The following is a 19,673-nucleotide window of genomic DNA, read 5'->3' as shown; positions in this document are numbered from 1 at the left end:
CCGTTTCAACCGCGCAGGATGGACATGGTTCCTCAGGCGGATACTGAAGGCGTCGGATGGTGCCGGCGGGCGCGCAGGATCAAGCGCACCGGTCCCCGGAGCCGCCGCAGTTCACCCGATTCAAGGCGAACGCCGTGGCTTCAGGGCCGCAGGCCCACCTGCAGCCATGGCTTGCCTTCCTCGGTGACGCCGAAGCCGATCATGCCGTGCCGGCCCGTCCTGTCAGGGGCGCCGTTCCCAAGCATGGCTTCGTAAATCGCCGTGTCCCAACCGTATCGCCTGGCCAACTCCCGCAACTTGCGGCTGACTGTCTCATCGCCGCCGAGCATGGGTCCGGCCTGGACGAAAAATCCGGCCGCGACCAGACGCCCGTCAAGGGTGGCAAGGCTAAGGCCGGCATCGCCGGGCAACAGATAATCCTCGCACGGACGGCCGGTCAGATGGGATGCCAGGTCGATGACCGCGTTCACATGCAGACCGCAACGGATCAGCAGCCGCTCGGTCTCCCATATTTCGGGTTTCTGCAACCGGCCATAAAGCTCGACCGTCCCGGCGCTGCCGTCGATGCCGGCCATGCGCCAGACGATTCGGGACGGAATCGAGTGCAGGATCGAGGGACGCAGCAGGTCGACCGGCAGCTCGGCGCCGGCCATATCGACATGCAGCTTGTACCGGTCGCCCTCGCCGTCATGGCGGCCGCTGACCCAGGCGCCGAACCGCAGCGCCTGACCGGTCTGCGGCATCAGCCAGTCGGGTACGCCGGTATTGACGCCCAAGCCCTGCAACACCTGCAAGGCATGGCCGAGCCGCTCGCCCTCCGGCGTATCCGGCCCCGACGCTTCCGAGGTCCAGCGCACGGACGAGTCCCGCGAGGACCAGGACATCTCGACCGGAAAACCCGTATTGGTGAGAGAGCTGGCCCGCCAGGCGATCTCCGGCGAACGGGAGCGGCGCATATTGGAGAGCGCGGCTCCCAGCGCCCGGCCCGCACTGCGTGCCGCAATTGGCGCGACGGGGCGTAACCGGGCGAGCGCGGCATCCAGCGGCGCCGCTTCCGGCGCGATGCGAACTGCGAAGGTCATAGCTATGGGTACCACTTCCTCGTCGGACGTCTGAAAAGGAGACGCCTGAAACCGCCATTGGTTCCCACCGCGTGTAGCGGAATCGGACCTGCTCTGGCCCCGTCCAGCGGGGCGCGATCCTGCGCTTCACCTCGTCAGTCCGGTGGCCTGTGAAAGGTGTCGTTCGGGCCGGCTGAAATTGTTGGCCGCCCGTCAGAACCCAGGTGCAGCATCGGCGCGATGCGGCCCGTTCTCCGGAAAGCTGCGCGCATGGGACGCCGCCCTTCGGGTGACGCTCAGGCGATGGACAAGGTGAAGCCCCGCGGCGGCAAGCCGCGGGGCTGAAGTCGAAGCCGTATCCGGATGGTTCGAGCTAGCTCTTCAGCGGCTCGCCTCGCGGCGTGGCGATGTACCGGTCGAGCAGCCGGTGCATGTGGCGCAGGCGGGATTCCTGGTAATTGCCCAGGGTGACGCCCTTCTCCAGCATCTTCATGCCCTTCTGCACACGCGGCATGTTGGAGACATCCTGCTCGAAGATCGCCGAAATCTGGTCGAGTTCGGGCGCCTCGTTGAAGGACTGGTCCGGGCGCAGGACATTCAGCGGCGCCGGATCGGGGCGCGGCCCGTCGTCCGGCACCGGATGCAGCAGCATCACATCCATGATCGAGGTTTCCGGATCGTTGCCGTTGGGCCGGAACCGGTAGATCAGCGGCAGGCTGAAATTGAACCAGGGGAAGAAGTTGGGGAACAGGAAGTACTCGATGTTATCGAGGATCTCCGTGGTGCTCAGCGAGGAGAGGTCGGCGCCGAAGCGTTCCTCCAGTTCCTCGCGCATCACCTTGACGTAGCGGCTGCGCGCGGTTTCGCCGGGCTTCAACGGCAGCGCGCCGCCCCGCTCCTTGAGCTTGGGCGACTGCATCATGATGTTGGCGATCTCCTGTTCGGAGAGCGGCGTCAGGTGCGGACTGGTCACGCCGCCCTGGGTATACAGCCGGCTGATCCGGTCGCCGTAGAGATCGTACTGGGTGTTGGCGTCGCCGGTCACCGGCATGGCCTGCGAGTGCGCCTCGACCACGTGATACGATTCGATGAAGGCTTCCTGCGCCACCTTCCAGTTGCACGGCATGATGCGCCGGACATTCGCCGTCATGTAACGGCGCTCCAGCGGGAAACTGGAGAAGTGCTGCGGCAGCACGCCCAGCCACTCTTCGAGCGGCATGGCGTCCTTGTCCATGTTGATGAACACGAAGCCGCCCCAGGTGCCCACCTTCACTTCGGGCAGATTGTACTGGGCTTCATCCACATGCGGGAAATCCCACTTGCAGGGAATCTCTTTCAGCGATCCGTCCAGGTTCCAGGTCCAGCCGTGGAACGGACAGCGGAACTGGGTGACCGAGCCGTCCTCGGCGCGAAGCTGGGTGCCGCGGTGCAGGCACGCGTTCTTGAATGCCTTGATGCTGTTGTCGTCCGAGCGAACGATGATGAACGACAAGTTGCCGATGTCGTAGACCACATTGTCGCCGATCTCGGGGATTTCCTCCTCGCGGCACGCCATCTGCCAGACCCGCGACCACATCCGCTCCATTTCCAGGTCGTGATAGTCCTGGCTGATGTAGCGCTCGACGGTCAGCGTCTCGTCACCCTGATATTCCCAGGATTCCGAGTGGAACCATTCGGGCGGATTGTCGCCGTCCCGATCGATGATCTGCTGGACGCTGGGGCCGACGCTGCGCGCCTCCCCGGGCTTCATGCCGCCTTTAACCTGCTTATTCACCGTCATCTCCCCAATCGGCAAACATGGTCGTCATTGCGATACAAGTACGCAAGCTAACCATGAAGACGGATCAGAGTCACGCCTGCGCGCGTCTCGCCCGGTCGGCCGAAAACAGGGTCGCCGCAAGCAGCAGGGCGCCGAGGAGGAAACAGGCGGTCGACATCCAGGCTACCAGCGAATAGCCACCGATGTCGATGACCCGGCCGCTGATGATGGGCGCAACGGCGGCGCCCAGGGTGACGAAGGCCGGATTGGCCGCGGCCAGCCGGCCACTGGGGTCCTGCCGCGCAAATGCGGTCAGCACGACGGGCATCATGGCCGTGGGCAAGGTGGCATAGAGCGCCACGCCGATGATGAACATGGGCAGGTCCTGCGCGTTGGCCATGATGTTGGCCGAGATGGCAAGCATGGCGAGCACCACACCGGCGAACAGCGCCGCGGGCACCTTGACGCCGTAAAGTCCGGACAGGACGGGCAGCACCACCGACAAGCCGCTGACCGCCACGAACACATAGCCCAGCGTGGTCATGGGCACGCCGGTACCAACGCCGATGCGGACGATGAAGATCGCAAGCGCCGAGTGCCCCAGAAAGATCACGCCCAACCCCACCAGCGGCGGCCATTGCCGCATCCCCAGCGACGGCGCCTTCTGGTCGCCCTCGCCTTCCACGGGCGCGGCGCGGCCCGGCAGGGTGACGATGAAACCGAGGGCCAGCACGGCCATTGCCGCATAGAGCCCATAAGCGCCGGTGATGTCGTAGGCGCCAATCAGCCGCGGCAAGGCGATCGACAGCAATATGCCCAGCACGCCCACCGAACTGTTCAGGGCGCCGAACAGCACATTGGGCCGGTCGCTGCGCCCGGCCATGAACATGACCACTGCGATCACGCTGCCGCCGCCCAGGCCCGCAAGCACCCGAAACACCATGAGCTGGTCGATGGAGCCGGTGAAGATGCCGCCGAAATTGGCGGCGGCCGCCAGCGTCATGCCGGCAAACGCCGCGTTGCGTGGCCCGAGCCGGCCGGCAAGGCGGCTGCCCGCCAGCGTGCCCGCGGCGATCGACAGCAACTCGACGGTCGCCAATGTGCCATAGGCGGCGTTGCTGCCGCCAAAGCGCTTGGCGATGGCCTCGATGTTGAATGCCATGCCGATGGATGCGGCGATGGCCGCGCCCATGATGACGGCCAGAAATATAATCGGCGCAAGACCGCGCCAGCGACCCGGCGGAAGATCGACGCGCGCCGCCTCTGCCACCGTCAAGCGATTGCCCCTGTACGCAAGCTGGAAACAGCGTATCGCATCCCCGTCACTCCCCATTCCGGCGCCGGCGCGGCACTCGGCCACAGGAATGTTACCCATCGGTAAGAGCGGCGTCTTGTAATTTATGATGCACGTCTCTGGCCGTCGGCACGCCGCCCGGCCGCTGTTCCCGCGGCGACCAATTCGTTACCCATCTGGTCGGTCGGATCACGCCGAACATTGACTCTCCCTCGCAAGGTCCCGAAGCTTTCGTTTCGGGGCCGGAGCGGGTCACCCGTTCGTCTGCCATCAGCCGGGGGAACGCGAGATGAGCGAGATCAAGGGCACGCATGGCGTTTCCTACAATACGGTCGACGGTCAGTATTTCGAGCGGCGCGGGCTGCGGCGATATGCCGGGGTATTTTCGCTGTGGGCGCTGGGCGTAGGCGCCGTCATCTCGGGTGACTTCTCCGGGTGGAACTTCGGCCTGGCTTTCGGCTGGGGCTCGATGTTCGTCGCCACCATCCTCATCTCGATCATGTATCTCGGTCTGACCTACTCCATTGCCGAAATGTCGCCGGCCCTGCCGCATACGGGCGGCGCCTACTCCTTTGCGCGGTCGGCGATGGGGCCGTGGGGCGGGTTCATCACCGGCATCGCCGAGAATATCGAGTACATCCTGACGCCGGCCGTGATCGTGTTCTTCATCGGCAGTTACGTGGAGGCGATCCTAGGGACGCCCTCCTCGTTCCAGCCGTTCTACTGGCTGGCCGGGTACCTGATCTTTCTGGGCATGAACCTGTTCGGCGTGGAACTGTCCTTCAAGGTAACCGTCTTCGTCACCCTGGTGGCGCTTGCGGTGCTGGTGATCTTTTTCGTCAGCGCCATTCCCCATGCGGATTTCGGCCGCTGGGCCATGAATATCGGTGTCGGTCCCGACGGGACGCTGATCGAGTTGCCGGACGGCGGCGGGCCATGGTTCCCCGACGGATATCACGGCGTCCTGGGCGCCCTGCCTTTCGCGGTCTGGCTGTTCCTTGCCATCGAACAGCTTCCCCTGGCCGCCGAGGAATCGGTCGACCCGCGCCGCGACATGCCCAAGGGCATCCGGCTGGGCATCTTCACCCTGATCCTGACCGGCTTCGGCGTGCTGTTCTTCAACGCCTCGATCGGGCCGGGTTCGTGGGGTCTGAAGGAATCAGGCGAACCGCTGCTCGACGGATTCCGGTCCATGTACGGCACCAGCATCGCCAATCTGCTGGCGCTCGCGGCCATTCTGGGTCTGATCGCCAGCTTCCACGCGATCATGTATGCATTCGGACGGCAGATCTATTCGCTGTCCCGGGCAGGCTACCTGCCCAAGGGCCTGTCGATCACACATGGCAAGCACAAGACGCCGCATGCCGCGCTGATCGCGGGCAGCGCGGTCGGCATGGCGGTGATGCTGGCCATCTGGTTCCTCTACCCCGACGACAGCGGCTCGCTGATCGGCGCCACGCTGCTCAACATGGCCGTGTTCGGCGCCATGCTGTCCTACATCTACCAGGCCATCTCGTTCATTCTGCTGCGGATCAACATGCCCGACATCGAGCGGCCCTATCGCAGCCCGTTCGGCATCCCCGGCGCGGTGGCGACCATGCTGATCGGGCTGGTGACCATCTATTTCCAGGTCACCGACCCGGCTTTCCGCACGCCGGTGATCGCCACCGCCTGCTATTACGCGATCATGATCCTCTATTTCGCGGTGTTCGGGCGGCACCGGCTGGTGCTGTCGCCCGAGGAGGAGTTCGCCATGACCAAGGGTGCGCCGGGGCACAGCGACTGATAGGCTTTTCGGCGCGGTGTCCTTGCATCGCGCCGTTTCAACCGGACGAGACGCGGAACTCATGGATCCAAGACAGGTGAAGACCGCCGACGACGCCAGGGCGATCGTCGAGCAGCGGGGGCTGGCCCACGTCAAGGTCGGCGTGTTCGACGTCGATGGCGTCATGCGTGGCAAATATATGAGCAAGGACAAGTTCTTCTCGGCCCTCGACAACGATTTCGGCTTCTGCGACGTGGTGCTGGGCTGGGATTCGAACGACCAACTCTACGACAACGTCAAGGTCACGGGCTGGCACACGGCCTATCCGGACGCCATGGTCCGCATCGTTCCCAACAGCTGCCGCGCCGTGTCCATGGAAGGCGACATGCTGCTGTTTCTCGGCGAGTTCGCCGGCGAGGCCGAAGGCGTCTGCCCGCGCGGCGTGCTGCGGGGTGTGCTGGGCCGGGCGAACAAGCTGGGCTTCGGCGTGCGCGCCGCCGCCGAATTCGAATTCTTCGTGTTCGATGAGACACCTCATTCGGTGCGCGAGAAGAACTACCGGGGCCTCAAGACCATCACGCCGGGCTATTTCGGCTATTCCATGCTGCGCAGTACGGTACATGCCGACTTCTACAAGGAACTGCTAGACATGGCCGCGGCCATGGATTTCCCCATAGAGGGCCTGCACACCGAAACCGGACCGGGCGTCATCGAGGCAGCCTTGAATCACGACGTGGCCCTGGCCGCCGCCGACAAGGCGGCGCTGTTCAAGACCTTCGTGAAAATCCTGGCGCAAAACCGCGGCTGGATGGCGACGTTCATGGCCAAGTGGTCGCCCGACTGGCCCGGCCAGAGCGGGCACCTGCATGTGTCGCTGACCGGCAAGGACGGCACGCCGGCATTTCACGACCCGGCAATGCCACACGCCATGTCCGACACGATGCGGTGGTTCGTCGGCGGTCAGCAGCAGCTGATGCCCGAACTGCTCGCCATGGTCGCGCCAACGGTCAATTCCTACACCCGGCTTGTTCCCGGCTTCTGGGCCCCAACCCAGGCAAGCTGGGGCGTGGAGAACCGCACCTGCGCGCTGCGAGTCATCGGCGGATCGCCCAAGGCGCAGCGGATCGAGTACCGGGTCGCGGCCGCCGACATCAACCCCTACATCGCACTGGCCTGCGCCATCGGCTCGGGCCTGTGGGGGATCGAGAACAAGGTCGAGCCAGACGACCCGGTTACCGGCAACGCCTACGAATTGGACTTCCCGGCGTCGCGCAGCCTGCCGCGCACCCTGACGGAAGCGGCCGAACGGCTGCATAAGTCACGAGCGGCGCGCGACCTGTTCGGCAACGCCTTCGTCGAACACTACGCCGCGACCCGCGACTGGGAGGAACGTGAGTTCCGAAAGGCGGTCACCGACTGGGAGCTGGCCCGCTACTTCGAGATCATCTGATGGCTGCGACCCTGCACTGCGTGAGCCCGGTGGACGGGCGCGTCTATGTGGAGCGTCCGCTGGCGGAAGCCAGCGCCATCGACGCCGCGCTGGACGAGGCCCTCGCGGGCCAGCGTGCGTGGCAGGCCACGCCATTGGCCGAGCGCCAGACGCTGCTGTCGAAGGCGGTTGACGCCTTCGTGACCCATGGGCCGGAGATCGCCACAGAACTCACCTGGATGATGGGCCGTCCCATCGCCTATACGCCCGGCGAAGTGCGCGGCTTCGAGGAGCGGGCGCGCGCCATGATCGAGCTGGCCGAGGATGCACTCGCGCCGCTCGATCCGGGGCCCAAGGAAGGTTTCAAGCGGTACGTCACTCATGAGCCGCTGGGCGTGATCGCGGTGATCGCACCGTGGAACTATCCCTATCTGACGGCGGTGAACGCGGTGATCCCGGCGCTGGCCGCTGGCAACGCGGTGATCCTGAAGCACTCCCACCAGACGCCGCTATGCGCCGAACGCTTCGCCCAGGCCTTCGACGCCGCGGGCCTGCCGGGCGGCGTGTTCACCCACCTCCATCTGAGCCATGCCGACGCGGCAGCGCTGATCGCCGACAGGCGGATCGGCGGCGTCTGTTTCACCGGTTCGGTCGAAGGCGGCCATGCGGTGCAGCGGGCGCTGGCCGGCAAGTTCGCCGCCGCCGGGCTGGAGCTGGGCGGCAAGGACCCGGCCTATGTGCGCGCCGACGCCAACCTGCCGCACGCTATCGAGAACCTGGTGGACGGCGCAATGTTCAATTCGGGCCAGAGCTGTTGCGGCATCGAGCGCATCTATGTACACGAGCGCCTGTTCGACGACTTCGTCGCCGGTGCGTGTGCGCTGACCCGGAACTATGTCCTGGGCGATCCGACGCAGCCGGACACCACGCTGGGCCCCATGGTGCGTGCCTCGGCGGCCGCCTTCGTGCGCGATCAGATCGACGAGGCCGTGAAGCAGGGCGCCTCGGCGCTGCTGAACCCGGCGCACTTTCCGGCCGACGCCGCTGGAACGCCCTATCTGGCGCCCCAGATACTGGTCAACGTGGATCATGCCATGCGGATCATGACCGAAGAGACCTTCGGCCCCGCCATCGGCATCATGAAAGTGACGTCGGACGAACAGGCCGTGCGGATGATGAACGACAGCGCCTATGGTCTGACCGCCGCCATCTGGACCGAGGACGTCGAGGCGGCCGAGCGGATCGGACGCCGGATCGACACCGGTACGGTGTTCATGAACCGCTGCGACTATCTGGATCCGGCGCTGGCCTGGACCGGGGTCAAGGACAGCGGCCGCGGCTGCACCCTGTCGGCGCTGGGCTACCACGCCCTGACCCGGCCCAAATCCTTCCATCTGCGCACCACGACGCGCTGAGGACACCGACCATGAGCGACTCGCTGACTGGCAACTGGAACTATCCGACGCGCATCCTGCACGGTCCCGGCCGCATCAAGGAACTGGTGCAGGCTTGCCGGACGCTGGGCATCGACCGGCCGCTGTTCGTCACCGACAAGGGGCTGCTGCCATCGCCCATCGCCCAGGCGGCGCTGGAGGATCTGCGGCGTCAGGGCATCGAAACGGCAGCGTTCTGCGACATCAAGCCGAACCCGGTAGGCGCCAACATCGACAACGGCGTCTCAGCCTACAGGCAGGGCGGCCATGACGGCGTGATCGCCTTCGGCGGCGGATCGGCGCTGGATGCGGGCAAGGCGATCGCCTTCATGAGCGGCCAGACCCGGCCGATCTGGGACTTCGAGGACATCGCCGACTGGTGGACCCGCGCCGATCCTGACGGCATCGCTCCCATCGTCGCCGTGCCGACCACGGCAGGCACCGGCTCGGAAGTGGGCCGCGCCGCCGTTGTGCTGAACGAGGACCTCCACGAGAAGAAGATCATCTTCCATCCCAAGATGCTGCCGGCCATCGTCCTCTCGGACCCGGAGCTGACCGTCAAGCTGCCGGCGCACATCACCGCGGCGACCGGCATGGACGCCTTTACCCATTGTTTCGAGGCATTCTGCGCGCCTGGCTTTCATCCCATGGCCGATGGCATCGCGCTGGAAGGCATGCGGCTGATCGTCGAGCACCTGCCCCGCGCCGTCGAGGACGGCGGCAACATCCTGGCCCGCTCGCGCATGCTGACCGCCGCCTCCATGGGCGCCGCGGCATTCCAGAAGGGACTGGGCGCGGTTCATGCCATCTCCCATCCGGTCGGCGCGCTCTATGACACCCATCATGGCCTGACCAACGCCGTCGTTCTGCCCTATGTGATGATGCACAACCGCCCTGCGATCGAGGGCAAGATGGGCCATCTGGCTGCCGTGCTTGCCCATTCCCATCCCGGCTTCGATTCGGTGATGGCCCAGGTGCTGTATCTGCGGGACCGAATCGGCATTCCGCACACCCTGGCGGAAATCGGCGTCGACGCGCGCCGCGCTGCAGAGATCGGCCGCTTCGCCGAAGCCGACCCGTCGGCTGGCGGCAACCCCATCGCGGTGACGGCGTCCGTCCTCGAGGGCATTTTCCGCGCCGCCGTTTCCGGCCGGATCGAAGACGCGGCCCAACTCCACTGAGAACGCGACATGCCGAAAATTCTCATCGTCGAAGGCAACACCGCCGAGGGCCGCCGGCGTGCCGTTGCCGCGCGGGGGCGAGAGGCCAACCTGCTCTATGCCGAATCACTGCGCCGAATCAGGGGAGACCTGACCCTCGGCGTGGCGTTTCCGGCGGACCCGGACACGGCCCTGCCCGATTTGGCGGCGCTGAAAGCCTATGACGGCATTGCCTGGACCGGCTCGTCGCTCAACGTCTACAACGGCGGGCCGGAGGTCGAGCGCCAGCTCGAATTCTGCCGCACCTGCTTTGCCTCGGGCGTGCCCCAGTTTGGCAGTTGCTGGGGTCTGCAGGTCGGCGTGGTGGCGGCCGGCGGCACGGTGCTGAAGAACCCGCTGGGCCGCGAGATCGGCCTTGCCCGCAAGATCCTGCTGACCGAATCCGGACGCGCCCACCCGCTCTACGAGGGCCGTCCGAGCGTATTCGACGCCATCGCGGTCCACCGGGATATTGTTACTGCACTGCCCGAAAATGCCCGGATATTGGCCTATAATTCCATGACTCGCGTGCAGGCCGCCGCCTTCCAGGTGGGCGCCGGCGCGTTCTGGGGCGTGCAATATCACCCGGAATACACCTTCGGCGAAATCGCGGCGTCCATGCGCCGCTATACCGCCGGCCTGGTCGAGGAAGGGTTCTTCCAGACCGAGGCCGCTGCGGCCCTGGCCGCCGACACCTTCGCCTCGTTCGATCGGGGCGGCACCGCGGGCGATCGATGGGTCTTCGGCGTCGACGCCGACGTGCTCGATCCGGCGGAAAGGCTGCGCGATCTGGCCAACTGGATGCGATTCATTTCGGAAGAATAATGACCTCGTAATGCGCAACCTGCAATTCTGGCTTGCGTTGGCGCGCGAGGCTGCCCATCATTCTTGCGTCATGCTGCTGCGGTTTGCCGATCGTCTCGCCAAGTTTGGGTATGGATTGCTGCCAATCGTTCAGGTTGATGCGCGGCTCGTCCGACGTCGCGCCACTTATTGATTGGAGAAAGCCGATGCCCGTCGGTACCGTGAAGTGGTTCAATAGCACCAAAGGTTATGGCTTCATTCAGCCCGACTCTGGCGGCCCTGATGTGTTCGTACACATTTCAGCCGTCCAGCGGGCCGGTATGGAGAGCCTCAACGAAGGCGAGAAGGTTTCCTACGAGGAGCAGCGCGATCCCAAGCGCGGCAAGACTTCGGCCGAAAACCTTCAGAAGGCCTGAGTCTCAACCGGATTACGGCAAGGGGCGCCGCCTGTCGGCGCCCTTTGTCATTTCCGGCGCTCCATGACAGGATGCGGCATGCGCGTCCTGCTACCGATTTTCTTCCTGTCCTGCCTCGCATTCCCGGCCCACGCCGAGGAAGTGGGCTGCGTCTCCACCACGTTCCGTGGCCTGGGACTGCTTAACGACAAGGTTTGCGTCGACAGTTTCCGCGACCCCAAGGTCGGCGGCGTGGTCTGTCATGTGAGCCGCGCCAGGACCGGCGGCGTCAAGGGCGCGATCGGACTGGCCGAAGATACCTCCGACGCGTCCGTTGCCTGCCGCCAGATCGGCCCGATCACGTTCAAGGGGACGCCAAAGGACGGCGAAAACGTCTTCCGGGAAAGCCGGTCATGGCTGTTCAAGAAACTGCAGGTCGTCCGGTTCTACGACCGGGCCAACAACACGCTGGTTTACCTGAGCTATTCGGACAAGCTGGTTGAAGGGTCGCCGAAGAACTCGATCTCCACCGTGCCGATCATGCCTTGGAGCAGACCGGCAAGGTAGCCGATCAGGCGGCCATCAGCGCCTTGGCCTGCTCGGCCCTTTCGCCGTGCCGGCGTTCTTCCTTGCCGTTCTGGCGCAGCAGTTTCGCCACTTCCTCGTTGCCGATTCGGGCAGCCCATCCCTCGTACATCACCTCGCCGCCGAACTCGCCCGCCGCCATGGTCTCAAGCAGCGCCACGTCGACCCGAAGACTTGCGGGCGCGGTATCGTAGGGGTTGGTATCCGGCGTCGGAATGTCGAACGTCTCGCCGGTGAGAATGCGAATCGCGGTCTGCAATCGCCTGGCATGGGCCATTTCCTCACGCCCATTGGCCTTCAGCAGCGCGCCGATTTCCTCGGACGGCGCCCCTGCCGCCAGGGCGTCGTAGAAGCTCTGGCCACTCGCCTCGAGACAGACCATCAGCTTCAGGTCGTCGACACTGGGTGTCTCGATGGTGCCGATATAGGCGAAGGCCGCTTCAGAAGTCTGCGGCATCGTGGCGGGTAGCGGGCTCATGGCTCTCTCCTGTTTCCTACCGGTAACATATCCCGGACCGGCGCCGCCAACAAGCGTGGTTGACGGTTGACTCGGTTGGCGATTGGGCTTGATCTAACGCATACGGGAAACAGGGGAATTCAGATGAACATCGAAACGCTGGACGTGAACGCGCTGCTGGAGCGGTTGCACCGGGTGGAAGCCGTCACCGAGATCATGAACCTGAAGTCGCGCTACTGCGCCGGGTGCGACGACAACCACAACGCCGATTCGCTCGAGGCCATCTTCGTGCCGGAAGGCCGCTGGAAATGCGACGCCATGGAGGTCGATGCCAAGGGTCACGCCGAACGCCGCGTCTTTTTCGACGGGCTGGCGAATTCGGGTCGGATCCGCAATTCGCAGCACATGGTGACGAACCCCAACATCACCGTGACCGGCGACCGGGCGACCGGCTACTGGCGGATGATGATGGTCTATGCCGGCAACACGCCGGACGGCACGGTCCAGTTCTTCCGTATCCTGGGCTATTATCAGGACGACTTCGTGTTCCGTGACGGCCGCTGGTACTTCGAGACCATCCGGCCAATGGTGGAAGATACGGAAGCCTATTCCGTAGAGCCCAGCAAGTTCGCCACGGCCGGCCTGGTGATGGCCGACGAACTCTAGCTGTTCAGAGACCTTCCTCGATGTCGTAGCCGGTCAGATCCCAGGGAACGATCAGTTCCTTGCCGTCCCAGTTGGCCGCCATGTCGCGGGTTTTCTGATACATGGCGCGCACGGTCTTGTGCTGCGGATAAAGTTCGATCATGTGGCCCAGCGGGTCGCGGGCGTCGATGTAACAGAACTTCTTGCCCACGGCGATGAACTCGCTGGCGAGCGGATAGCCGGCGGCGACGAAGGCGTCGCGCTCCTTTTCGTAATCGTCGGTAAAGCAGGCGACGTGATGGAAGCCTTCCTCGCCGTTCGGGAACATGTCGTGGAAGGCGCTGGGCGTCTTCGAGGTCAACTCGACCAGTTCGATGTTGAGATCGCCCGACTGGACGAAGACGCCGCGGATTCCGATGGGCTCCTCGGGCCGGCCTCGATAGGTGTGTTCGGTCAGCGATCCGGCCTGGCCGCCCATGAACGGACCGATACCGTACATCTGGTTGAGCCGCTTGCAGGCCGCCTCCAGATCCCGGACGATATAACAGTTCTGGATGATCTTGGCGGCGTTCAGGATTGGCCTCATCGTACGTCTCCCCTTTTCTGACGATTGTTTCATAAACGTACTGTAGAGACGGTCCGGACGGCTGAATAGTATCGGCGCGCCGGGAATCTCCCCTTGCCGGGAATATCTGCTACAATCGGAGGTTGATAAGCGTGCAGTAAGGGCGTGGGGATCAGGTGCCAGACGACACGATGCTAGCGCTCGAGGGCCGGGTCCGTCTCGAGCAGACAAGAATGATGTACCGCACGCCGGTCATCCCGTTGCTCAACGTGGTCACCGCCGGAATCACCGCAGCGGCGCTGTCGCCCGTCTATCCGGCGTCATTGCTGGTCGGCTGGATCGTGGCGTTCATCATCATCGCCGCCTGGCGCCTGCATCTGTGGCAGCGCTTCTCCGCCGCCGACCAGGAGACGTTGGAAACGGCTCCGTGGCGACACCGGTTCGTCAGCGGCGCGGTGGCGACAGGTTGCCTGTGGGGATTGGCCGGCTCGGTCGTCTTCATCACCAACGATGTGGGATTCCACGTCTTCGTGGTGTTCGTGCTGGGCGGCATGACGGCCGGCGCCATGGTAGGCAACGCCACCTATATGCCGGCATTCTACGGGTTCGCACTGCCGGCCATCCTGCCCATGGCGATGATGCTGTTCATCATCGGCGATGGCAGGTCGGTCGAGATGGCGCTGCTCCTGCTGGCGTTCTCGGCGGTGCTTGCGGTGGCGGGGCGCAACATGCACCGCTGGATCGAAAGCAGCACGCGGCTGCAGATCGAGCGGGAGCAACTCATCGACCGGCTGCGCAACGCCAGCGAGACCCTGGAGCGGGAGATCGAAACCGGCCGCGACCGCGAGATCGCCATGCAGGATATCACGGCCGCGCTGGAGGACCGCACCCGCTCGGTCCACCTGCTCAACGGCATGGTCCAGCGCCTGCAGGAGGCAACCACCGACCAGGAACTGAGCGACATCGTCGGCAGCTATGCCCCGCAGATCGTCCCCGGCCGTGCCGGCATCCTGTTCCTGATGAACAACTCGCAGAATATGCTGAGCGCCATCGCCAGCTGGGGCGACGCCGTGGGCACCGAACCGGGTTTCGCGCCCGACGATTGCTGGGCGCTGCGGCGCAGCCAGGTTCACCTGGTGCCGGCGGGCGGCCGCGAGGTGCGCTGCCAGCACGAGCATCCCGATTTCAACGGCGGCTACGCCTGCTATCCCCTGCTCGGACGCGGCAGCATTGTCGGCCTGCTCTATATCGAAGGCGAAGCCGCGGCCGCGGGCCTTGACGAAGGCCTCAGCACCCTGTCCAGCAATCTGGGGCTGGCGCTGGCCAATTACCGGCTGCGCGAGGCGCTGCGCGTCATGTCACTGCGCGACCCGCTGACAGGCCTGTTCAACCGGCGCTATCTCGAGGAGGCGCTGGTGCTGGAATTTGGACGCGCGTCACGCTCGGCCGAGGGCGTTGGCGTCATTGTCGGCGACCTGGACCACTTCAAGCTGCTGAACGACACCCACGGCCATGACGGCGGCGACGCGGCGCTGCGCGCCGTCTCCCAGGTGCTGGTGGCCAGCGTCCGCAAGGGCGATATCGCCTGCCGGTACGGCGGCGAGGAGTTCGTTCTGGTGATGCCAAGCACCTCGCTGGACCAGACCCGGGAGCGCGCCGAAGACCTCCGGCGCGCGCTGGAGCAACTGGAAGTCCCCTTCCACGGCAAGTTGATCTCGCCGATCACCATGTCGATCGGCGTCGCCGCCTACCCCAAGCACGGCAGTTCGCCCGACGCGGTCCTGCGTCAGGCAGACAAGGCCATGTACCAGGCCAAGCAGTCCGGCAGGAATCGGGTCGTGGTTGCCGGCAGCCTGAAGGACGTTCCCAACGAGGGCGTGCCGGGCTGAACACGTTCCCGTGGTTCGCGGCCGCCGGGACGGCTATATACACTCCACCAAATCGCAAGCCACCGGAGTAACAGGCCGTTGAGGCTATCGCCCGTTCCGAGCGCCGTCGCGCTCAGCTGCCGCCACCCTGCGCTCGTCGCTCTCGCCGCCGTGCTCCTTTGCGCACTGGCGGCCTGGTATGTTTCTGGCCATTTCAAAATGACCACCAAGACCGAGGAACTGATCGCCTCGGACGTCAACTACCGCATGCGCAATATTGCCATGGAGAAGGCGTTCCCGCAGGTCGGTGACCTGATCGTGGCGGTGATCGATGCCAAAACTCCGGAACTCGCCGAAAGCGCCGCCGCCCGGCTCGAGGAACGGCTGCAGGCCGATACCACGAACTTTGCGGGTGTGCGCCGCCCCGACGGGGGTGCGTTCTTCTCTCATGCCGCGCTGCTTTACGGTTCGGTCGAAGACGTGGAGCAGGCAACCGATGCGATGGTCGCCGCCCAACCCTTTCTGGGCCAACTGTCCTATGATCCCAGCCTGCGCGGCGTGATGGATGTATTCAATGCGGCCCTGCTGGGCATCAGGAGCGGCGAGACCACCTTCGCGCAGATCGACAAGCCGCTTGCGGCGCTGGCCGACGCCATGGAGGCGGTGAACGCCGGCCGGCCCGCCTATTTCTCATGGCAGGCCATACTGGGCGATGGCGGCGGCTCGCGCCTGCAGGCGCCGCTGCGCCGTTTCATCCTGGTGAAGCCCAGACTGGATTATCAGTCGCTGATGCCCGGCAAGCAGGCGTCTGATGCGATCCGCGAAAGCGCACGCGACCTGGGCCTGGATCCCGACCATGGCGTGACCGTGCGTCTGACCGGCTCGGTCGCCATGGAGGACGAGGAATTCGCCTCGCTCGCCCACAATATCTGGCTGGTCAGCACGGCGATCATCGGCTGCATGCTGCTGATGCTGTGGCTGGCCACCCGTTCGCTGCGCACCGTTGCCGCCATCATGACGACCACCATGGCCGGGCTGCTGATCACCATGGCGCTGGGTCTGGTCACCGTCGGGCGGTTCAACCTGATCTCCGTCGCCTTCATTCCGCTGTTCGTCGGCCTGGGTATCGATTTCGGCATCCAGCTCAGCGTCCGGTTCCGGCAGGAGCGCCTGACCGAGCCTGATCCGAAGCTGGCGCTGCGGCGCGCAGCCGACGCTCTCGGCGGGGCCCTGACCCTTGCCGCCGCCGGCATCTGCCTGGGCTTTCTCGCCTTCCTGCCGACCTCCTATGTGGGCATTTCCGAACTGGGCATCATCGCCGCCGCCGGTATGGCGGTGGCGCTGGCGCTGAACGTGACGCTGCTGCCGGCCCTGCTGCTGCTGTTCCGCTCGCCGCTGCAATCGCTGGAAGTCGGGCGCAAGGCGCTGGCGCCGGTCGATGCGTTCCTGCTGCGTCGGCGCAAACTGGTGCTGTGGACCTTCGGGCTGCTGATGGCCGCCAGTATTGCGGGACTGCCGCTGGTGAAGTTCGACTTCAACCCGCTGCACCTGCGCGACCAGAACGGCGAGGCGGTCGCCACCCTGCACGACCTGATGAGCGATCCAGACCGGACGCTCAACACCATCGACGTGCTGATGCCCGGCCCGGACGAGGCTGCGGCCCTGGGGAAAAAGCTCGCAGCTCTGCCCGAGGTGTCACAGGCCATTACCATTTCTAGTTTCGTGCCCGCGGACCAGGACGCCAAGCTGGCGCTGATCGGCGATACGGCCAGCCTGCTCGATCCGACACTCAATCCGATGGACGCCGCCCCGCCGCCCACGGATGCCGAGACCGCCGCCAGCCTGTCGGAGACCGCCCGTTCGCTGCGCACGGCGGCCGTGGGACGCGATGACGCCGCCAATGCACTGCGGCTCGCCGGCGCGCTCGAGACGCTGGTGGACGGCCCTGCGGAGCGACGGGTGATCGCCGAGAAGGCGCTGATCGAGCCCTTCAGGGTCCTGCTGGACCAGACCCGCGCCGCGCTGATGGCCCAGCCGGTCACCATGGCCGATCTGCCGCAGGATCTGGTCCGCGACTGGGTGAGCGAGGACGGCCGCGCCCGCATCCAGGTGTTCCCCACGGGCGACAGCAACGACAACGCCACGCTGAAGCGATTCGCGCACGCCATCCAGTCGGTGGCGCCGGACGCGTCGGGACCGCCGATCTCGGTGATCGAGGCCGGGGATACCATTTCGGGCGCCTTCGTGCAGGCGGGCATACTGGCGCTGATCGCGATTACCCTGTTGCTGCTTGCGGTACTGCGCAGCGTGACCGAAGTGGCCGCAACGCTCGCGCCCATCGTGCTGTCTGGGTTCCTGACGCTGGGCACCTGCGTGCTGATCCAGTTGCCGATCAACTTCGCCAACATCATCGCGTTCCCGCTGCTGTTCGGCGTCGGCGTCGCGTTCCATATTTATTTCGTCATGGCCTGGCGGGCGGGCGAGAAGGACCTGCTGCAATCGAGCCTGGCACGCGCGGTGCTGTTCAGCGCGCTGGCAACCGGCGCCGCCTTCGGCAGCCTGTGGCTGTCGGACCATCCCGGCACCGCCAGCATGGGCAAGGTGCTGGTAATTTCGCTGGTCTGGACCCTGATCTGCGCGCTGATCTTCGAGCCGGCCCTGCTGGGAACGCCGCGCGGCGCGCCGGAAAACGACAGCGAAGACCCCGGTACGAAGGCCGCTTGAACAGCTGGCGGGCCGGAATGATCCGCCAATGCCCATAGCCGCCCGAGGCCCTGCGGCAGCGCCCATTCGCCGTCGACAAGAGAAGAATTTCGGAGTCTTCCGGCGTGCGCCGCCGTGCTAGTTTTCACGCCGAAAGTGGCGCGCCGGACTTGGAAGGAATGGAATGACGCTCGATCTCGCCCGGCTGCTGTCCACCGACGGCCCGGACAAATACGACCTTCATAACAGGTACCTGAACACACAGATGGTCAGGGTGCTGCGCACCATCGGCTTCGACCGCAATTATGTGCGCGGCAAGGGCCAGTATCTTTACGACCAGGACGGCCACGCCCATCTCGATCTGCTCAGCGGTTTCGGCTCATTCGCCATAGGACGCAACCATCCGACCGTGATCGCCGCGCTTCAGGAAGTGCTGGGCGGCGAGTTGCCCAATCTTGTCCAGATGGACGTGCCGGTACTGGCCGGCGTGCTGGCCCAGCGGCTGCTGGCCTACATGCCCGGCATGGAAAAGATGTTCTTCTGTAACTCCGGCGCCGAGGCCGTCGAGGCATCGATCAAGTTCGCACGCTTCGCGACCGGACGGTCGCGCATAATCTTCTGCGAACATGCGTTTCACGGTCTGACCAACGGTGCGCTGTCGCTCAATGGCGACGCCAATTACCGGGGCGGCTTCGAACCGCTGCTCCCGGGATGCACCGCCGTGCCGTTCAACGAACTGGAGCGGCTGGAAGCGGAACTGGCGCGCGGCGACGTGGCGGCCTTCATCGTCGAGCCGATCCAGGGCAAGGGCGTGAACATGCCGGCCGGCGATTATCTGCGCGAGGCCGCCCGGCTATGCCACAAGCACGGCGCGCTGTTCGTCGCCGACGAAATCCAGACGGGTGTGGGCCGTACCGGCCGGTTCCTTGCCATCGAGCACTGGGACGTGGACGCCGACATGGTGCTGCTGGCCAAGGCGTTGTCTGGCGGGTTCATTCCCGTGGGGGCGGTGGCGGCGAAGAAGTGGGTCTATGACAAGGTCTTCGACCGGATGGACCGGGCCGTGGTCCACGGCTCGACCTTCGCCAAGAACGACATGGCCATGGCGGCCGGGCTTGCCACGCTTGAGATCATCGAGTCCGAGGGCCTCATCCGCCACGCCGACGTGATGGGCGACGCGATCCTTGGCGACCTCGCCGCCATGGTTGGGCGGCACGAATTCGTCAAGGAGGTGCGCGGCAAGGGCCTGATGATCGGGATCGAGTTCGACAAGCCCCAAAGCCTGACCCTGAAAGCGGCCTGGGCGCTGCTGGAGCAGGCGCGCAAGGGCCTGTTCTGCCAGATGATCATCATTCCGCTGATGCAGGATCACCGGATCCTGTCGCAGGTGGCGGGCGACAACATGAACGTGATCAAGCTGCTGCCGCCCCTGACCATCACGGATGTGGACCGAGCATGGATCCGGGACGGATTCAACGCGGCGATCGCCGACGCCCACCGTGTTCCCGGCGCGATCTGGGATCTTGGCCGCACGCTGGCCGGTGGTGGCATCAAGGCTCGTGCAGGCGCGGCGTGAGAGCAGAGATTCACGGATAAAGGGTTTTGCAAAGCCCGTTCACCCGGGCAATCATGCTGGCCTGTCTTGAGCTGCCCAGGTCCGGTTGAATACCGGCAGGCGGCGCGAGCACCTGGGCCGATCTCGCCCGGGCGG

General features: G+C 65.2%; 16 protein-coding genes. 11 read left to right on the top strand and 5 right to left on the bottom strand.

From position 1 onward, the window contains the following. Positions 1–140: 140 nt before the first annotated feature. The 3 genes from WJU21_RS11985 to WJU21_RS11975 form a co-directional block, all read right to left on the bottom strand. The gene (locus WJU21_RS11985; RefSeq protein WP_346323672.1) at positions 141–1,082 is read right to left on the bottom strand and encodes a hypothetical protein; all 942 of its coding nucleotides are present in this window, start codon (positions 1,080–1,082) and stop codon (positions 141–143) included. A 352-nt stretch (positions 1,083–1,434) separates the two neighbouring features. Then, complete coding sequence (locus WJU21_RS11980) at positions 1,435–2,835, bottom strand: aromatic ring-hydroxylating dioxygenase subunit alpha (RefSeq protein ID WP_346323671.1); 1,401 nt, start codon at positions 2,833–2,835, stop codon at positions 1,435–1,437. A 76-nt stretch (positions 2,836–2,911) separates the two neighbouring features. Beyond that, positions 2,912–4,090 carry an MFS transporter gene (locus WJU21_RS11975; protein WP_346324058.1) on the bottom strand — a complete coding sequence of 393 codons (1,179 nt, stop codon included), beginning with the start codon at positions 4,088–4,090 and terminating at the stop codon, positions 2,912–2,914. A 313-nt stretch (positions 4,091–4,403) separates the two neighbouring features. Between WJU21_RS11975 and WJU21_RS11970 the strand changes: the two genes are divergently transcribed. The 7 genes from WJU21_RS11970 to WJU21_RS11940 all read left to right on the top strand — a co-directional run bounded on the left by WJU21_RS11970 (position 4,404) and on the right by WJU21_RS11940 (position 11,706). Continuing rightward, positions 4,404–5,900, top strand: coding sequence for an amino acid permease (locus tag WJU21_RS11970; protein WP_346323670.1), 1,497 nt, complete (start codon positions 4,404–4,406; stop codon positions 5,898–5,900). Between the two features lie 61 nt (positions 5,901–5,961). Next, positions 5,962–7,329 (top strand): glutamine synthetase, encoded by a 1,368-nt coding sequence (locus WJU21_RS11965; protein WP_346323669.1) that lies wholly within the window; start codon positions 5,962–5,964, stop codon positions 7,327–7,329. Further along, positions 7,329–8,723, top strand: a complete 1,395-nt coding sequence (locus tag WJU21_RS11960; protein ID WP_346323668.1) for an aldehyde dehydrogenase family protein — start codon at positions 7,329–7,331, stop codon at positions 8,721–8,723. The genes WJU21_RS11965 and WJU21_RS11960 overlap by 1 nt, the downstream gene beginning before the upstream one ends. Before the next feature lie 11 nt (positions 8,724–8,734). Beyond that, entirely contained in the window at positions 8,735–9,922 is a 1,188-nt protein-coding gene (locus WJU21_RS11955; RefSeq protein ID WP_346323667.1) for an iron-containing alcohol dehydrogenase, read from the top strand. Positions 9,923–9,931: 9 nt separating this feature from the next. Next, positions 9,932–10,765, top strand: coding sequence for a type 1 glutamine amidotransferase (locus WJU21_RS11950; protein ID WP_346323666.1), 834 nt, complete (start codon positions 9,932–9,934; stop codon positions 10,763–10,765). A 185-nt stretch (positions 10,766–10,950) separates the two neighbouring features. Continuing rightward, on the top strand, positions 10,951–11,160 hold the full coding sequence (locus WJU21_RS11945) for a cold-shock protein (RefSeq protein WP_346323665.1): 210 nt from the start codon (positions 10,951–10,953) through the stop codon (positions 11,158–11,160). A gap of 78 nt (positions 11,161–11,238) precedes the next feature. Continuing rightward, positions 11,239–11,706: a CreA family protein gene (locus tag WJU21_RS11940; protein WP_346323664.1), complete on the top strand. Its 468-nt coding sequence runs from the start codon at positions 11,239–11,241 to the stop codon at positions 11,704–11,706. A gap of 4 nt (positions 11,707–11,710) precedes the next feature. On the opposite strand, the gene WJU21_RS11935 is transcribed toward WJU21_RS11940, so the two are convergent. Continuing rightward, the gene (locus WJU21_RS11935) at positions 11,711–12,202 is read right to left on the bottom strand and encodes a ferritin-like domain-containing protein (protein WP_346323663.1); all 492 of its coding nucleotides are present in this window, start codon (positions 12,200–12,202) and stop codon (positions 11,711–11,713) included. 123 nt (positions 12,203–12,325) lie between these two features. Here WJU21_RS11935 and WJU21_RS11930 point away from each other — a divergent pair, with 123 nt between their 5' ends. Then, positions 12,326–12,847 (top strand): nuclear transport factor 2 family protein, encoded by a 522-nt coding sequence (locus WJU21_RS11930; RefSeq protein ID WP_346323662.1) that lies wholly within the window; start codon positions 12,326–12,328, stop codon positions 12,845–12,847. Positions 12,848–12,851: 4 nt separating this feature from the next. Here the strand turns inward: WJU21_RS11930 and WJU21_RS11925 are convergent, their stop codons facing one another. Next, positions 12,852–13,412, bottom strand: a complete 561-nt coding sequence (locus WJU21_RS11925) for a VOC family protein (protein ID WP_346323661.1) — start codon at positions 13,410–13,412, stop codon at positions 12,852–12,854. Between the two features lie 170 nt (positions 13,413–13,582). On the opposite strand from WJU21_RS11925, the gene WJU21_RS11920 reads away from it, so the two are divergent. From WJU21_RS11920 to WJU21_RS11910, 3 genes are all read left to right on the top strand, one after another. Beyond that, positions 13,583–15,280 (top strand): sensor domain-containing diguanylate cyclase, encoded by a 1,698-nt coding sequence (locus WJU21_RS11920; protein ID WP_346323660.1) that lies wholly within the window; start codon positions 13,583–13,585, stop codon positions 15,278–15,280. 78 nt (positions 15,281–15,358) lie between these two features. Beyond that, entirely contained in the window at positions 15,359–17,983 is a 2,625-nt protein-coding gene (locus WJU21_RS11915; RefSeq protein ID WP_346323659.1) for an MMPL family transporter, read from the top strand. 163 nt (positions 17,984–18,146) lie between these two features. Then, positions 18,147–19,538 carry an aspartate aminotransferase family protein gene (locus tag WJU21_RS11910; protein ID WP_346323658.1) on the top strand — a complete coding sequence of 464 codons (1,392 nt, stop codon included), beginning with the start codon at positions 18,147–18,149 and terminating at the stop codon, positions 19,536–19,538. The last annotated feature ends 135 nt before the right edge of the window (positions 19,539–19,673 follow it).

Origin of the sequence: Emcibacter sp. SYSU 3D8 (genome assembly GCF_039655875.1) — a bacterium.
GTDB lineage: Bacteria > Pseudomonadota > Alphaproteobacteria > SMXS01 > SMXS01 > RI-34.
Note: the sequence above shows the minus strand (reverse complement) of the source record. Positions and strands in the feature narration are given on the sequence as shown.

Coding starts and splice junctions, on each gene's coding strand:
- WJU21_RS11985 (WP_346323672.1), bottom strand. CDS start 1,082: ATGACCTTCGCAGTTCGCATCGCGCCGGAAGCGGCGCCGCTGGATGCC.
- WJU21_RS11970 (WP_346323670.1), top strand. CDS start 4,404: ATGAGCGAGATCAAGGGCACGCATGGCGTTTCCTACAATACGGTCGAC.
- WJU21_RS11965 (WP_346323669.1), top strand. CDS start 5,962: ATGGATCCAAGACAGGTGAAGACCGCCGACGACGCCAGGGCGATCGTC.
- WJU21_RS11960 (WP_346323668.1), top strand. CDS start 7,329: ATGGCTGCGACCCTGCACTGCGTGAGCCCGGTGGACGGGCGCGTCTAT.
- WJU21_RS11955 (WP_346323667.1), top strand. CDS start 8,735: ATGAGCGACTCGCTGACTGGCAACTGGAACTATCCGACGCGCATCCTG.
- WJU21_RS11950 (WP_346323666.1), top strand. CDS start 9,932: ATGCCGAAAATTCTCATCGTCGAAGGCAACACCGCCGAGGGCCGCCGG.
- WJU21_RS11945 (WP_346323665.1), top strand. CDS start 10,951: ATGCCCGTCGGTACCGTGAAGTGGTTCAATAGCACCAAAGGTTATGGC.
- WJU21_RS11940 (WP_346323664.1), top strand. CDS start 11,239: ATGCGCGTCCTGCTACCGATTTTCTTCCTGTCCTGCCTCGCATTCCCG.
- WJU21_RS11935 (WP_346323663.1), bottom strand. CDS start 12,202: ATGAGCCCGCTACCCGCCACGATGCCGCAGACTTCTGAAGCGGCCTTC.
- WJU21_RS11930 (WP_346323662.1), top strand. CDS start 12,326: ATGAACATCGAAACGCTGGACGTGAACGCGCTGCTGGAGCGGTTGCAC.
- WJU21_RS11925 (WP_346323661.1), bottom strand. CDS start 13,412: ATGAGGCCAATCCTGAACGCCGCCAAGATCATCCAGAACTGTTATATC.
- WJU21_RS11920 (WP_346323660.1), top strand. CDS start 13,583: ATGCTAGCGCTCGAGGGCCGGGTCCGTCTCGAGCAGACAAGAATGATG.
- WJU21_RS11910 (WP_346323658.1), top strand. CDS start 18,147: ATGACGCTCGATCTCGCCCGGCTGCTGTCCACCGACGGCCCGGACAAA.